Source organism: Pseudomonas sp. NY15437 (genome assembly GCF_048068435.1).
In the GTDB taxonomy this organism is placed as follows: Bacteria; Pseudomonadota; Gammaproteobacteria; order Pseudomonadales; family Pseudomonadaceae; genus Pseudomonas; species Pseudomonas nitroreducens_B.
In genome coordinates this window covers 240,184-255,031 of the sequence record NZ_JBLUQC010000006.1, presented here as the reverse complement: position 1 = coordinate 255,031, position 14,848 = coordinate 240,184, and the positions used below count along the sequence as shown (strand labels likewise).

The following is a 14,848-nucleotide window of genomic DNA, read 5'->3' as shown; positions in this document are numbered from 1 at the left end:
GGACGATGATCAACGGCAAATTCGATAGGGCCGACGCGGGGAGCCAGGACAACGCCGCCCCCACTGTGGCGATGAACGAGCGGGCTACGCCACTTGCAGCTGGCGGCGCCGGATACGGCGCGCGCACGCGGGTTCATCTCATTAGAAATCACTTTAAGTTCTGCCGTTAATGACATGAATTATCTCCAGATAATCCTGACGAAAAGCATGCTAGCGACGGCAGGAATCCTGGGACATGAAGCCAACCCTGATTGGCCGGAAGGAATTTGCTGGTGCTGGAAAACGGGGCTTTTTCTGCCCGCCGCGACGACCGGTGCGCGCCAGCGTCAGGGCGAATCGGACCGGCTTTTTACGGGGAGGCGAAAAACAAAAATCCCGGCCGGAGCCGGGATTTTCGTCAGGGGTCTGGCGCGCTCTTCTGTGCGGCGCCGGGCAGCGAGTACTCAGGGCTTTCTGGCACTCAGCAGTTTCGCGACATCTGCGGAGAAGTAGGCCGCACGTAGACGATAAGCAGTGCCCAGCAGGTGCCCGTTGCCATACCAGAGCAGGCCGTTCTGGCTCAGCACCAGGCCGTTTTCCACGGAGTAATCGAAGCGCGCGCCAAGGTTGTTGCTGAAGACGAAACGCCGCGCATCCATCTGCTGCACCTGGTAGCTGGCGTTGGTCGGCGGCATCTGCTGGGCGACGCGATCCAGGTAGGTCGGCGCCAGGCGGATGAACAGGTTGCGCGCCTTGTCGCGGTATTCCTGGATGCTCAGGCCCGGCGTGCGTTGCAGCTGCTCGGCGATCAGCGCGAAGACATCCGCGTCGGCGCGGGCCCGCGCAATGCGCAGCGGCAGTACCTGGGCAACGCGGGTGGCATCGACTTCGGCCGGCTTTGCCTTGTCCTTTTCCTTGCCGGCCTCGGCAGCCTTTTCATGCTCTTCCGGCTTGGCGGCCGGGTTGGCGGGCTTGATGAACTCGCGCATGTCCACCGGGCTCAGGACCTCGGTGGCCTGGTAGGCGGCGCACGCGATGACCTGGGCGGCGGAGTTGCCATTGACCAGCAGGGCCACGGCGTCATTGCTGGTCAGCGGCAGGCGGGTCGGTTCGATGTTCAGCTTTCTGAGCTGCTCGTTGACCTGGTCCTGGGTGGCCTTGCCGGTGGCCAGGGCGCAGATCTGCTGGCTCAGCACGCCATCGCGCTGGCCATTGAAGGTGGGCGCCAACGGCAGGATGGCATCCTGGATGATCGGTAGCGTCGGCACACTGAGCCAGTTGGCCGGGTCGGCAGGGGTCTTGCTCGCCTGATCACAGCCGACCAGCGCGCTGCCGAGGAAGAGAGAGACGACGACTACCTTGAACTTCATGGACAGGCCTTACCACCGGGATGAATGGATGCAGCGCCCGTGAAAGGCAGCGCCGACAGCTGTCGAATTCTAGAGATCGCCTGCGTAGCGGAGAGGCCCGTCAGGCCTGAGATAGGTATGGGAATATTCCCAACAAGCCCACTGACCGTGCGCCATCCTTGCCGACGCATGAAAAAAAGGGAGCCCTGGGGCTCCCTTTTTCATCGCGCCGTGCCGGCACGCTGCGGCTCAGGCAAAGACGAAGTACTTGCGCACGGTCTCCACCACCTCCCAGGTGCCCTTCATGCCCGGTTCGATCACGAACACGTCGCCGGCGCGCAGGTGGATCGGCTGTTCGCCCTCAGGGGTGATGACGCAGTAGCCGTCGAGGAAGTGGCAGTACTCCCACTTCTCGTAGTTGACCTCGAACTTGCCGGGGGTGCAGATCCAGGTGCCCATGATCTTGCTGCCGTCCGCCGACAGGTAGGCATTGAGGTTGACGGTGTGCGGGTCGCCGCCGATGCGCTTCCACTTGGTGGCGTCCAGCACGGGCGTCGGGCAGGTGTCGCGCAATACGGTAATGAAGTCGGACATGACAGCTCCAGTCGTTCCGGTGAGGGTCCGCCACCATAGCCACCGCACCGTTCCCGCAGTTGCCTGGATTCGACATCGGTATGCCTGACAGCGCTGCCGCCCCGTTGCCTCTCTCTATTGCCGCTTCTGTTCCTGCCGCGATGCCCGCTTATCCGTACAAATTCCTACCGGTGAACTCTCGGCGTCTGACAACTGTCTGTCTGCTGTCGGCCCTCCGGGTGGGTTTCTGGCCATTGGCCACCCGGTCAGTTCTGAACCCTCGTATCCAAGCAAGTCGCCCGGCCGGCGTTTTCGCTCCCGCACGGCGGGTTTCGTTTCAAGTCATGTGAAGATTGCCCATGTCCCTATTGCGTCGCTTCCCCGCACGAGTTTCTTCCCTTCAGACCCGCGCCCTCGGTGCCTGCCTGTTTGCCGGCCTGCTGGCGGCCGGCGCCGCTGCCCAGGCCGAGGAGCCCGCCAGCAACGCGCGCTGGGTGAACGACAGCCTGAGCACTTACGTGCGCAGCGGCCCCACCGACGGCTACCGCATCGTCGGCACGCTGACGTCGGGGCAGAAGGTCCAGCTGGTCAGCACGTCCGGCGACTACAGCCAGGTACGCAGCGACAGCGGCAATACCGTGTGGATCGCCAGCAAGGACCTGCAGGACAAGCCCGGCCAAGCCGAGCGCCTGCCCGCGCTGGAACAGAAGGTCAGCGAGCTGACCACCCAGCTGCAGACCATCGACGACTCCTGGAAGAACCGCGTGCAAGGCATGCAGGAAACCCTGGATGCGCGCAAGAAGCTCATCGATGAATTGCAGGCCACCCGCAGCGCACTGGACGCCGAACTGAACCAGGCGCGCGCACAGCTACGCGATACCCAGGCGCAGTTGGGCGATGAAAACAAGCAGGTGCTGATGCGCTACATGGCCTACGGCGGCAGCATCGCCGGCGCCGGCCTACTCGCCGGGCTGATCCTGCCGACCATGCTGCGCGTGCGCCGCAAGCGTTCGACCGAGTGGGTCTGACCCCCCGCGATCCGTGCCAGGCTGAACCGATCGCGGACGAAGTCCGCTCCTACGCACGAGCCAACCTTACGTAGGAGCGGACTCCGTCCGCGATGGCCCGCCGCCACTCCACGCGTCAACGGGACGGATCCATCCCGAAACAATGCCGCGCCTGCGGGAACCGGCCCTGGTGCACCTCGTTGGCGAAGCGTTCGGCCGCCGCGCTGATCAGCTCGTCCACCCGCACGTATTGCTCGGCAAAACGCGGAATCTGTTCGCCGGAGAGCCCGAGCATGTCCTCGGTCACCAGCACCTGGCCGGCGCAGGCAGGTGAGGCGCCGATGCCGATCACCGGAATCTCCAGGCGCTCGCAGACCTGCCGCGCCAGCGGCTCCAAAACGCCTTCCAGCACCACGCTGAATGCCCCGGCGGCCGCGACAGCATTCGCATCGCGCAGCACCCGGGCAGCACCGCCCTCCTCCTTGCCCTGGACCTTGAAGCCGCCGAGGGCGTTGACCTTCTGCGGCATCAGGCCGATATGCGCCATCACCGGGATGCCGCGCTCGACGAGGAAGGCGATGGTCCCGGCCATCTCCGCGCCGCCTTCGAGCTTGACCGCCTGCGCGCCGCTTTCGGCGAGCACCCGCGCCGCCGCAAGGAAGGCCTGCTGCGGCGAGGCCTGGTAACTGGCGAAGGGCATGTCCACCACCACGCACGCCCGCTGCGAGCCGCGCACCACGGCCGCGCCGTGGGCGATCATGGTGTCGAGGCTGACGGCCAGGGTATGCGGCATGCCGTAGAGCACCATGCCCAACGAATCGCCCACCAGCAGTACGTCGACATGTGGGTCGAGCAGCCGTGCCATGGGCGCCGAATAGGCGGTGAGCACCACCAGGCTGCCGGGTTCGCGGCGCTGGCGGATGTCGAGGGTGGACAGGCGTTGTTGCGGACGATGGCTGCTCATGGTGCGCTCCCGGTCGGGCTGCTATTGGCTGAGCAAGACGCTACCATCGCCCTCCATGACCCACTTCCGACAGTGAGACAAGCTATGCCGTCAGCGGGACAGGACGCTCCGACACTTCCCGGCTTCACGTCGCTGCCGCGCCCCGTCTGGCTGCGCGCCTTCGACATGCCCGCCGGCCACGAGGTCGAACTGCACTCCCACCCCTGGGGCCAACTGATGTACGCCGCCAGCGGCGTGCTCGAGGCGAGCACCGAGCAGTACGCCTGCGTGATTCCGCCACGCCGGGCGATGTGGCTGCCGGCAGGCGTGCGCCATAGCGCCCGGGCGCGGACGCCGGTGGTGCACCGCAGCTTTTACCTGGCACCGGATCTAGCCGTCGCGCTGGGGCCGTGCCGGGTGCTGGAGATCTCGCCGCTGCTGGACAATCTCATCCAGCGCGCCAGCGAATACCCCCGCCTCTACCCCGACGACGGGCCGGAAGCCCGGCTGATGCAGGTGCTGGTGGACGAACTGCACAACGCGCCGGACTCCGGCCTCGCCCTGCCGCTGCCACGCGACAGCCGCTTGCGGCGGGTCACCGATCACCTCCAGCAACATCCCGGCGAGCGGCTGGGCATCGAGGACTGGGCACAGCGCGTCGGCGCCTCGCGGCGCACCCTGGCGCGGCTGTTCCGCGATGAAACCGGGCTGTCGTTCCGCGAATGGCGCGAGCGCGTGCGTTTGCTGGCCGCGCTGCCGCGTCTGGAGCGCGGCGAGTCGGTGACGCTGATCGCCGGTGAACTGGGCTATGAATCCACCTCGGCATTCATCGAGCTGTTCCAGCGGCAACTCCATACCTCGCCCGGCGCGCTGGCGCGGCAGATGCGCGGGCGTGACGGCTAGCCTGGCGTGCAGGACGTCGCGGGCAAGGTGCGCTCTTGCACGGTTCAGCACGGTCATCGACCCGAGCCTGTAGGAGCTGGCCATGCCTGCGACAGAGCTTGCGCCGAGCAGTCTCGGACGGAGTCCGCTGTGGCGACCCGGGTCATCGGACGAATCGAGGTAACACCTCACGGCGGACCTTGTCCGCCATCGCGGGTATGGCCCGCTCCTACAAATGGGCGCTGATCAACATGAGAGTTCCTTATATTGATCACGAGAACATTGAGTTTGTTTCATGAATGAGGTACCGGGAGAATTTCGCCATTGTTGATTCACTGGAGAGATTCACATGGCGTTGGCACACAACCTCGGCTTCCCCCGCATCGGCCGCGACCGCGAGCTGAAGAAGGCCCAGGAAGCCTTCTGGAAGGGCGAACTGGACGAAGCCGGCCTGCGTGCCGTCGGCCGCGAACTGCGCGCCGCTCACTGGCAGGTACAGAAGAACGCCGGCATCGACCTGCTGCCCGTGGGCGATTTCGCCTGGTATGACCAGGTGCTGACCCACTCGCTGACCTTCGGCGTGATTCCCGAGCGATTCCGTACCGAGGGCGATGCCAAGCCGACCTTGCAGACCCTGTTCGCCATGGCGCGCGGCGCCGCCGCCGGCTGTTGCGGCGCGCACGCCCACCCCCTTCTCGCGCAGGAGCTAACCAAGTGGTTCGATACCAACTACCACTACCTCGTCCCCGAATTCAGCGCTGACCAGCGCTTCGAGTTGAGCTGGGAGCAGTTGTTCGAGGAAGTGGACGAGGCCCACGCCCTCGGCCACAGGGTGAAGCCCGTGGTAATCGGCCCGCTGACCTACCTCTGGCTGGGCAAGGCCAAGGGCGCCACGCCTGGCCAGGAAGGCTTCGACAAGCTCGAACTCATCGAGCGCCTGCTGCCGCTCTACGGCCAGATCTTCCGCCGCCTGGCCGCGCAGGGCGTGGAGTGGGTGCAGATCGACGAACCCATCCTCGCGCTCGACCTGCCCCAGGCTTGGAAGAACGCCTTCGAGCGCACCTACAACCTGCTGCAGAGCGAGCCGCTGAAGAAGCTGGTGGCCACCTATTTCGCTGGCCTGGACGACAACCTGGGCCTGGCCGCCGGCCTGCCGGTGGACGGCCTGCACCTCGACCTGGTACGCGCGCCGGAGCAGTTCCCGACCATCCTCGACCGCCTGCCGGCCTACAAGATTCTGTCCCTGGGCGTGGTCAACGGCCGCAACGTCTGGCGCTGCGACCTGGAGAAGACCCTCGAGGTGCTGCGCCACGCCCATGACCGGGTGGGCGAACGCCTGTGGGTGGCGCCGTCCTGCTCGCTGTTGCACAGCCCCGTGGACCTGGAGCGCGAAGACCAGCTGGATGCCGAACTCAAGAGCTGGCTGGCCTTCGCCGTGCAGAAGTGCGCCGAAGTCGCCCTGCTCGCCCGCGCCATCGACCAGCCCGACGCGCCGGACGTCGTGGCCGCGCTGGAACGCAGCCGCGCCGTGCAGGCCAGCCGCGCCGCCTCGCCGCGCATCCACAAGGCCGCGGTGAAGGCCCGCCTGGCCGCCGTGAAAGCCGCCGACAGCCAGCGCCAATCCCCCTTCGCCGAGCGCATCGTCAAGCAGCGCGCCGGCCTGGACCTGCCGGACTTCCCCACCACCACCATCGGCTCCTTCCCGCAGACCTCGGCCATCCGCCTGGCGCGCCAGGCCTTCAGACAGGGCACGCTCAGCGCCGCCGACTACACCCAGGCCATGCAGAACGAAATTCGCCATGCCGTGGAAATCCAGGAGCACCTGGGGCTCGACGTACTGGTGCATGGCGAGGCCGAGCGCAACGACATGGTGGAGTACTTCGCCGAGCAGCTCGACGGCTACCTGATCACCCGTTTCGGCTGGGTGCAGAGCTACGGTTCGCGCTGCGTGAAACCCGCGGTGATCTATGGCGACCTGAGCCGCCCCAAGCCGATGACGGTGGAGTGGATCCGCTACGCCCAGAGCCTCACCCGCAAGGTGATGAAGGGTATGCTGACCGGCCCGGTGACCCTGCTGGCGTGGTCCTTCCCGCGGGAGGACGTCTGCCGCGAGACCCAGGCGCGGCAGCTGGCGCTGGCGATCCGTGACGAGGTACTCGACCTCGAAGCCGCCGGCATCCGCATCGTGCAGATCGATGAGGCCGCCTTCCGCGAGGGCCTGCCGCTGCGCCGCAGCGAATGGAGCCGCTATCTCGACTGGGCGACCGAAGCCTTCCGCCTGTGCGCCTCGGGCGTGCGCGACGACACCCAGATCCACACCCACATGTGCTACAGCGAATTCAACGACGTGATCGAGGCCATCGCCGCCATGGACGCCGACGTCATCACCATCGAGACCTCGCGCTCGGACATGGAGTTGCTGGCAGCCTTCGAGACGTTCGAGTACCCCAACGAGATCGGCCCTGGGGTCTACGACATCCACTCGCCGCGCGTTCCGGCCACCGAGGAAATGGTCAAGCTGCTGCGCAAGGCGGCCCAGCGCATTCCCGCCGAGCGCCTGTGGGTCAACCCCGACTGCGGCCTGAAGACCCGCGCCTGGCCGGAGACGGAAGCGGCGCTGGTGAACATGGTCGCGGCCGCCCGCGAGCTGCGCCGCGACGTGCGCCTGTTGGGCTGACGGGCCGGGGTGCGTTCGCCCCTGGTTCCTCACGGGCAACACCGCGGCCGACGCTGTCACGTAGGGCGCATAACGCCCCACGTTTATCCGCCATGGCAGATGACCCTTCCAGGTGATTCGCCCCGCCTTGCTGCCCAGGCCCCTGTAGGAGCACGCCATGCGCGCGATCGCGGGCATGGCCCGCTACTACATGGGATATCGTGCCGACCCGCCCTCTCCCCCGCCCTCTCCCTGAAGGGAGAGGAGCCATCCGAGCCGGCTGACGCCACAGTTTCAGCCGGCACCGGCCCAATCCCCTCTCCCTTCAGGGAGAGGGTTAGGGAGAGGGGAGATAGCCAGTACGGGGTTTCAGATGAAGACAGTTGCTCCTACACCCCGCTCGACAGGCGTAGTCTTGGAGCTCTTCGAACCAGGCAAGCGGCCCCCACATGAAGCAACTGCTCATCATCGGCATCGGTGCCGGCGACCCCGAGTACCTCACCGTGCAGGCCATCAACGCGATGAACCGCGCGGACGTGTTCTTCCTCCTGGACAAGGGCGCCAGCAAGCAACCATTGCTGCAGCTGCGTCGGGACATCCTGCAGCGCTACGTCACCCATGACCGTTACCGCCTCGTCGAGGCCGACAGCCCCGAGCGCGTGCGCGAAGGCGATTACGCCGGGCAGGTGCACGACCTGAACCGCGCCAAGCAGCAGGTGTTCGAGCGGCTGATCGACCGCGAGCTGCAGGACGGCCAATGCGGCGCCTTCCTGGTCTGGGGCGACCCCTCGCTGTACGACAGTACCCTGCGCATACTCGACGCCATCCAGAGCGCCGGCAGGCTGGACTTCGACTACCAGGTGATTCCGGGCATCACCAGCGTCCAGGCGCTCGCCGCGCGGCACAAGGTGCCGCTCAACGCCATTGGCCAGTCGGTGCAGATCACCACTGGCCGCCGTCTGGCCGAGGGCTTCCCGGCCAACGCCGACAGCGTGGTGGTGATGCTCGATGCCCAGGATACCTACCGCCAGCTGGACGACCCCGAGCTGGAAATCTACTGGGGCGCCTACGTCGGTACCGAGAACGAAATCCTCCGCAGCGGGCGGCTGGTGGAAGTCGGCGAGGACATCCAGCGTACCCGCCGCGAGGCCCGCCAGACCCACGGCTGGATCATGGACACCTACCTGCTGCGGCGCACACCAAAGGACAGCTGAGCCGTGGGCGCAAGCCGCCACACCACCGCCCGACAGCGAAGCCAGCCGCGCGCGGCTGAAAAAAGCGGTAGCCGCGCCGCGCAACGGCGGGCATCGCGACGGCTTCGACGGCGAACGGGCGCTGGAGCGACTGCAAGGGTTCATGAGCGAGGCGTCGGCGCCCGGTCCAGGCGCCGTCCTGAGCGACCTTACAACGTGCGGATCGAGGTGCTGATCGCCCGCGCACACTCGATGGCTGCCGGGGCCAGACGGCGTTCCGCGTCCTCGCGGGTCCAGCGGCTGGTCGGCGCCACCACGTGCACCGACGCTACCGGGCGGCCCTGGCTGTTGCGCACCGGCGCGGCCACCGCCATGTCCCCCAGGAACAGCTCCTCGCTGTTGATCGCGTAGCCCTTGCGGCGGATCTCGGCGATCTCGGCGAGGATCTCCTCCAGCGAAGTCCGGGTGTACTGGGTGTGGCTGGACAGGTCGCTGTCCTGCAGCAGCGTCAGCACCTCGTCATCACCCAATGCACTGAGGAAGGCGCGACCCGACGCGGTGCAGTACATGGGAATGCGACTGCCGATGGGCAGGTGGATGGGAATGAACTTGGGCCCCACGAAACGCGCCACGTAGAGCATGTCGGTGCGCACCGGCTCGGTGAGATTGGTGGTCTCGCCGGTGGTCTGCGCCAGCTCGGCGAGGAAGGGATTGGCAACATCCACCAGGGTATCGGCAGCGAGGTAGTTGTAGCCGATCTCCATTACCTGCGGGGTCAGCTGGAAGCGCTTGGTCTGCGGGTGCTTGCTGACGTACCCGAGCGCCTCGAGCGTGTGGATCATCCGCTGCGCCGAACTCTTGGTGATATCGGCGGCCTCGGCTACCTCGGCGAGATTCATGGTGCGATTGCGCGCATTGAAGGCGCGCAACACCGCCAGGCCCTTCTCCAGCGACTGGTTGAACAGGCTGTTTTCGTTGTCGCTCATGTCTCGTCCTTGCGAGGGTTTGCATGGGGATCAGGTCCTGGATCGGTCCCTGTGCCGGCTTTAAATATCGATATGCGATATTTATAAATCTCTTTACGATTTTTGTAAATCATTTATATTGCGACCAGAGCCTCCTGCCGATACCTGGGGCTATCCATAACGCATAACGACAACAAACCGCGTCACATGGGAGTTCACCAATGCATCCTCGCCTCCGCGTGTTTTCCTGCGCCCTCGCGCTCGTCGCCAGCTGCGCTGCATCCCTGGTCGCCCAGGCCGAAACCCTGAAGGTAGGCGCCACCGCCACCGGCGTGCCGTTCACCTTCCTCGACGTCAAGACCAACAGCATCCAGGGCATGATGGTCGATTCCGCCCAGGCCGTGGCCAAGGCCGGCGGCTTCGACGTGGAAATCGCCCAGACCACCTTCGCCGCGCTGATCCCCTCGCTGACCGCGAAGAAGATCGATCTGATCTCCGCCGCCATGCTGCGCACCCCCGAGCGGGAAAAAGTGGTGCAGTACTCCGACCCGGTGTTCGAGTACGGCGAGGGCCTGGTGGTGCGTGCCGACGACGACAAGGCCTACACCAGCATGGATGACTTCAAGGGTGAAGTGGTGGGCGCCCAGGTTGGCACCATCTTCATCGACAAGCTCAACCAGCGCGGCATCTTCAAGGAAGTGCGCGGCTACGACTCCCTCGCCGACCTCACCCGCGACCTGGCCCTGGGCCGCATCAAGGCCGGTTTCGGCGACCACCCGATCCTCGCCTACCAGATGGCCAAGGGCACCCTGAAGAAGGTCCGCCTGGTGGACAGCTACCAGCCGCAGATCAAGGGCGAGGTGTGCCTGATCCTGCGCCAGGGCGACCCGCAGCTGCTCGCCCAGGTCAACAAGGGCATCGCCAGCATCAAGGCCGACGGCACCCTCGCCGCCATCATCGGCAAGTGGCACCTGGACTGACGTCCGCCGCTCTTCACGCCGCCCACACGACTTACCCGCACCTTTCGCCGCGGCCCCGCGCCCGGTGAAGGGTGACGGCCGCCCTGATTTCCGCTGACGGACATCCCTATGTTTCTCCAGAACGCCCTGGACTTCCTGCCCATTCTCCTGAGTGGCGCGGTGGTCACCGTGCAGGTCACGATTGCCTCGTTCCTGCTCAGCTCGCTCATCGGCCTGGCCTTCGCCCTGATGATGGTGTCGAAGGTCCGCGCCGTGGCGCTGTTCGGCATCTCCGTGGTCAACGTGATCCGCGGCCTGCCGATCATCGTGCAGCTGTTCTACATCTACTTCGTGCTGCCGGATTTCGGCGTGCAGCTGTCCGCCATGCAGGCCGGCATCATCGGCCTGGGCATCGCCTACTCGGCGTACCAGGCCGAGAACTTCCGCGCCGGCATCCAGGCCATCCAGCAGGGGCAGATCGAAGCCGCCGAGTCCCTCGGCATGCGCGGCCCGATGATCATGCGCCGGGTGGTGCTGCCGCAGGCTTTCCGCATCGCCCTGCCGCCCTATGGCAACACCCTGGTGATGATGCTCAAGGACTCCTCCCTGGTGTCCACCATCACGGTGGCCGAGATGACCCGCGCCGGCCAGCTGATCGCCTCCTCGACCTTCGAGAACATGACCGTCTATACGCTGGTCGCCCTGCTCTACCTGGCCCTGAGCCTGCCGCTGTCGTTCGCCCTGCGCCGCCTCGAAGCGCGCATCGCCACGAGGAAGAAAGCATGATCCGCATCCAGTCCCTGCACAAAAGCTACGGCAGCACCCGCGTACTCGAAGGCATCGACCTGTCGGTGGAGAGCGGCCAGGTGGTGTGCCTGATCGGCCCGTCCGGTTCGGGCAAGTCCACCCTGCTGCGCTGCATCAACGGGCTGGAGACCTACGAGGGTGGCGACATCCTGGTTGGCGAGGAGCGGGTCGACCGCCACGCCCACTCCATTCATGAGATCCGCACGCAGGTAGCGATGGTGTTTCAGCGCTTCAACCTGTTCCCCCATCGCACCGCGCTGCAGAACGTCATGGAAGGTCCGGTCTACGTGAAGAAGGAGCGCCCGGACGCCGCCCGCGAGCACGCCCGCGCCCTGCTGGAGAAAGTCGGCCTGGGCCACCGCATGGACGCCTACCCGGACGAGCTCTCCGGCGGCCAGCAGCAACGCGTGGCCATCGCCCGCGCCCTGGCCATGCGCCCCAAGGCGATTCTCTTCGACGAGCCGACCTCCGCGCTGGACCCGGAGCTGGTGGGCGAAGTGCTGGCGGTGATGCGCAAGCTGGCCGACGAAGGCATGACCATGGTGGTGGTGACCCACGAAATGGGCTTCGCCCGCGACGTGGCGGACAAGGTGTGTTTCCTCTACGGCGGCCGTATCGTCGAGGAAGGCGCGGCCAAGGACGTGCTCTGCGCGCCGCGCCAGCCGCGCACCCAGGAGTTTCTACGGCGTCTGCTGAACACCGACGGGGGCCAGGCATGAAAACCCAGCCTCTGGCATTGCCGCCCTCGCTGTGGGCGGCCACCGCCAACCCGGCCGCAGCGACCCCGCCCCTGGCGCAGGACAAGCAGGTCGATGTGGCCATCGTCGGCGCTGGCTATACCGGGCTGGTCACCGCCCTGCACCTGGCACGCAATGGCGTGCGCGTCTGCGTGCTGGACGCTGGCGAGCCGGGCTGGGGCGCCTCCGGGCGCAACGGCGGGCAGGTGATCCCCGGCCTCAAGCATGACCCCGACGACCTGCGCCGACTGTTTGGCGGTCACCAGGCCGAGCGCCTGATCGAGGTCGCCGGTGGCGCCGCCGACGAAGTCTTCGAGCTGATCCGCCGCTACGACATCGACTGCGACGCCACCCGCAAGGGCTGGATCCAGCCGGCCGCCTCGCCCGCCGCCCTGCGCGCCATCGAGAAGCGCGCGGAGCAGTGGCGCCGACACGGCGTACCAGTGGAACTGCTCGATCAACGCAGCGTCGCCCAGCGCATCGGCAGCCAGGACTACCTCGGCGCCTGGGTCGACCCGCGCGCCGGCAGCGTCCAGCCGCTGAGCTACGTGCGCGGCCTGGCAGGCGCCGCGCTGAGCGAAGGGGCCGCCATCCACGGCCATAACCGCGTGACCGCCCTGCGCCGCCACGGCGACGGCTGGCAGCTGACCACGCACACCCAGCACAGCGTGACGGCCGAAAAAGTCATCCTCGCCACCAACGGCTACACCGACGACCTCTGGCCACGGCTGCGGCAGACGGTGATCGCCGCCAACAGCTTCATCGTCGCAACCAAACCCTTGCCGGACCATCTGCGGCGCAGTGTGCTGCCCAATGGCGAGGTCTGCTCGGACGCGCGGCGCCTGCTGCTCTACTTCAAGCAGGACGCCCACGGCCGCCTGCTGCTGGGCGGCCGCGGGCCGTTCGCCGAGCCGCGCTCGCCCGGCGACTGGCTGCATCTGAAGCGCTCGCTGCTGGGGCTGTTCCCGCAACTGGCCGGCGTCGAGTTCGAGTACCAGTGGAGCGGCCGCGTGGCGCTGACCCCGGACTTCATGCCAAGGCTGCATGAACCGGCGCCGAACCTGAGCATCCTGCTCGGCTACAACGGTCGCGGCATCGCCATGGCCTCGACCCTGGGCCGGCATCTGGCAGAGCGCCTGCTGGACCGCGAGAAGGACTTCCCCTTCCCCGTCACGCCGGTGCGGCCGATCCCCTTCCACAGCCTGCAGCGCCTGTACCTGGGCGTGGGCATCGCCTGGTACCGCCTGCTCGACGCCGTGTTCTGACGGCGGCCAACCTGCCCCACCAGCCCTGGCGCGAGCTTTTTCACGCCAATTCCCACGCCTTGCGGAAAGTGGATAGAACGCCCCCGTGCTGCCAGCCGACACTAGTCCGGCCTGGCAGCACGATGCTGCGTGCGCATCCCTTATAAAACCAAGAAACCTTCCGAGGCTTGTATGACCACCCCCGCCGAGCAACTGGAGCAACGGCTGAAGCAACAGAAAATCACCGAAGTCGAATGCGTGGTGAGCGACCTCACCGGCATCGCCCGCGGCAAGATTTCCCCCACCAACAAGTTCCTCGGCGAAGGGGGCATGCGACTCCCCGAAAGTGTCCTGTTGCAGACCGTCACCGGCGATTTCGTCGATGACGACATCTACTACGACCTGCTCGACGAAGCGGACATCGACATGGTCTGCAAGCCCGACCCTAACGCCATCTTCCTGGTGCCGTGGGCGCTGGAGCCGACCGCGATGGTCATCCACGACACCTTCGACAAGGTCGGCAACCCCATCGAACTGTCCCCGCGCAACGTCCTCAAGCGCGTGCTCAAGCTCTACGCCGACAAGGGCTGGAGCCCGGTGGTGGCGCCGGAGATGGAGTTCTACCTGACCAAGCGCAGCAGCGACCCGGACTTCCCGCTGGAAGCCCCCGTCGGCCGCTCGGGTCGCCCGGAAAGCGGCCGGCAGAGCTTCTCCATCGACGCCGCCAACGAATTCGACCCGCTGTTCGAAGACGTCTACGACTGGTGCGAACTGCAGGGCCTGGACCTGGACACGCTGATCCACGAGGACGGCCCGGCGCAGATGGAAATCAACTTCCGTCACGGCGACGCGCTGAGCCTGGCCGACCAGATCATCGTGTTCAAGCGCACCATGCGCGAAGCCGCGCTCAAGCACGACGTCAGCGCCACCTTCATGGCCAAGCCGATCACCGACGAGCCGGGCAGCGCCATGCACATCCACCAGAGCGTGCTGGACATCGCCACCGGCAAGAACATCTTCGCCGCCGAGGATGGCTCCATGAGCCAGCTGTTCCTGCACTACATCGGCGGCCTGCAGAAGTACATCCCGAAAGTGCTGCCGATGTTCGCGCCCAACGTGAACTCCTTCCGCCGCTTCCTGCCCGATACCTCCGCGCCGGTGAACGTCGAATGGGGCGAAGAGAACCGCACCGTGGGCCTGCGCGTGCCCGCCGCTCCGCCAGCCGCCATGCGCGTGGAAAACCGCCTGCCCGGCGCCGACGCCAACCCGTACCTGGCGCTGGCCGCCAGCCTGCTCTGCGGCTACCTGGGCATGATCGAGCAGGTCAACCCCAGCGCCGCCGTCCAGGGCCGCGCCTACGAGCGCCGCAACCTGCGCCTGCCGATCACCATCGAGGACGCGCTGCAGCAGATGGAAGACTGTACCGTGCTCAAGGAATTCCTCGGCGAGAAGTTCGTGCAGGGCTACGTGGCGGTCAAGCGCACCGAGCACGAGAACTTCAAGCGGGTGATCAGCTCCTGGGAGCGTGAGTTCCTCCTGCTGAGCGTCTGATCC

Annotated in this window: 13 protein-coding genes; 9 read left to right on the top strand and 4 right to left on the bottom strand. The window is 66.4% G+C overall.

What is annotated here, in order from left to right:
• Positions 1-443: 443 nt before the first annotated feature.
• Together ACNFIA_RS16130 and ACNFIA_RS16125 are read right to left on the bottom strand one after the other, a co-directional pair.
• The gene (locus ACNFIA_RS16130) at positions 444-1,349 is read right to left on the bottom strand and encodes a hypothetical protein (protein WP_259754596.1); all 906 of its coding nucleotides are present in this window, start codon (positions 1,347-1,349) and stop codon (positions 444-446) included.
• A gap of 228 nt (positions 1,350-1,577) precedes the next feature.
• Entirely contained in the window at positions 1,578-1,922 is a 345-nt protein-coding gene (locus ACNFIA_RS16125; protein WP_184595441.1) for a cupin domain-containing protein, read from the bottom strand.
• Between the two features lie 338 nt (positions 1,923-2,260).
• Between ACNFIA_RS16125 and ACNFIA_RS16120 the strand changes: the two genes are divergently transcribed.
• Entirely contained in the window at positions 2,261-2,929 is a 669-nt protein-coding gene (locus ACNFIA_RS16120) for a TIGR04211 family SH3 domain-containing protein (protein ID WP_259754594.1), read from the top strand.
• A 115-nt stretch (positions 2,930-3,044) separates the two neighbouring features.
• Here the strand turns inward: ACNFIA_RS16120 and panB are convergent, their stop codons facing one another.
• A complete protein-coding gene (panB, locus tag ACNFIA_RS16115; RefSeq protein WP_416786531.1) occupies positions 3,045-3,872 on the bottom strand; it encodes a 3-methyl-2-oxobutanoate hydroxymethyltransferase in 828 nt (275 codons plus the stop codon).
• 84 nt (positions 3,873-3,956) lie between these two features.
• Here panB and ACNFIA_RS16110 point away from each other — a divergent pair, with 84 nt between their 5' ends.
• From ACNFIA_RS16110 to cobF, 3 genes are all read left to right on the top strand, one after another.
• Positions 3,957-4,754: a helix-turn-helix domain-containing protein gene (locus tag ACNFIA_RS16110; RefSeq protein ID WP_416786528.1), complete on the top strand. Its 798-nt coding sequence runs from the start codon at positions 3,957-3,959 to the stop codon at positions 4,752-4,754.
• Between the two features lie 328 nt (positions 4,755-5,082).
• Positions 5,083-7,410, top strand: coding sequence for a 5-methyltetrahydropteroyltriglutamate--homocysteine S-methyltransferase (gene metE / locus ACNFIA_RS16105; protein ID WP_416786526.1), 2,328 nt, complete (start codon positions 5,083-5,085; stop codon positions 7,408-7,410).
• 428 nt (positions 7,411-7,838) lie between these two features.
• Positions 7,839-8,603: a precorrin-6A synthase (deacetylating) gene (cobF, locus tag ACNFIA_RS16100; protein WP_416786523.1), complete on the top strand. Its 765-nt coding sequence runs from the start codon at positions 7,839-7,841 to the stop codon at positions 8,601-8,603.
• A gap of 188 nt (positions 8,604-8,791) precedes the next feature.
• Here cobF and ACNFIA_RS16095 read toward each other — a convergent pair whose 3' ends face one another.
• Entirely contained in the window at positions 8,792-9,568 is a 777-nt protein-coding gene (locus ACNFIA_RS16095; RefSeq protein WP_259754585.1) for an IclR family transcriptional regulator, read from the bottom strand.
• Between the two features lie 200 nt (positions 9,569-9,768).
• On the opposite strand from ACNFIA_RS16095, the gene ACNFIA_RS16090 reads away from it, so the two are divergent.
• The 5 genes from ACNFIA_RS16090 to ACNFIA_RS16070 all read left to right on the top strand — a co-directional run bounded on the left by ACNFIA_RS16090 (position 9,769) and on the right by ACNFIA_RS16070 (position 14,845).
• Positions 9,769-10,527 carry an ABC transporter substrate-binding protein gene (locus ACNFIA_RS16090; RefSeq protein ID WP_259754584.1) on the top strand — a complete coding sequence of 253 codons (759 nt, stop codon included), beginning with the start codon at positions 9,769-9,771 and terminating at the stop codon, positions 10,525-10,527.
• Positions 10,528-10,635: 108 nt separating this feature from the next.
• Positions 10,636-11,292: an amino acid ABC transporter permease gene (locus ACNFIA_RS16085; RefSeq protein WP_192295640.1), complete on the top strand. Its 657-nt coding sequence runs from the start codon at positions 10,636-10,638 to the stop codon at positions 11,290-11,292.
• Positions 11,289-12,032 (top strand): amino acid ABC transporter ATP-binding protein, encoded by a 744-nt coding sequence (locus ACNFIA_RS16080; RefSeq protein WP_416786519.1) that lies wholly within the window; start codon positions 11,289-11,291, stop codon positions 12,030-12,032. The genes ACNFIA_RS16085 and ACNFIA_RS16080 overlap by 4 nt, the downstream gene beginning before the upstream one ends.
• Positions 12,029-13,315: an NAD(P)/FAD-dependent oxidoreductase gene (locus ACNFIA_RS16075; protein WP_416786516.1), complete on the top strand. Its 1,287-nt coding sequence runs from the start codon at positions 12,029-12,031 to the stop codon at positions 13,313-13,315. The genes ACNFIA_RS16080 and ACNFIA_RS16075 overlap by 4 nt, the downstream gene beginning before the upstream one ends.
• Positions 13,316-13,486: 171 nt before the next feature.
• Positions 13,487-14,845 carry a glutamine synthetase family protein gene (locus ACNFIA_RS16070; RefSeq protein WP_259754580.1) on the top strand — a complete coding sequence of 453 codons (1,359 nt, stop codon included), beginning with the start codon at positions 13,487-13,489 and terminating at the stop codon, positions 14,843-14,845.
• Positions 14,846-14,848 lie beyond the last annotated feature (3 nt).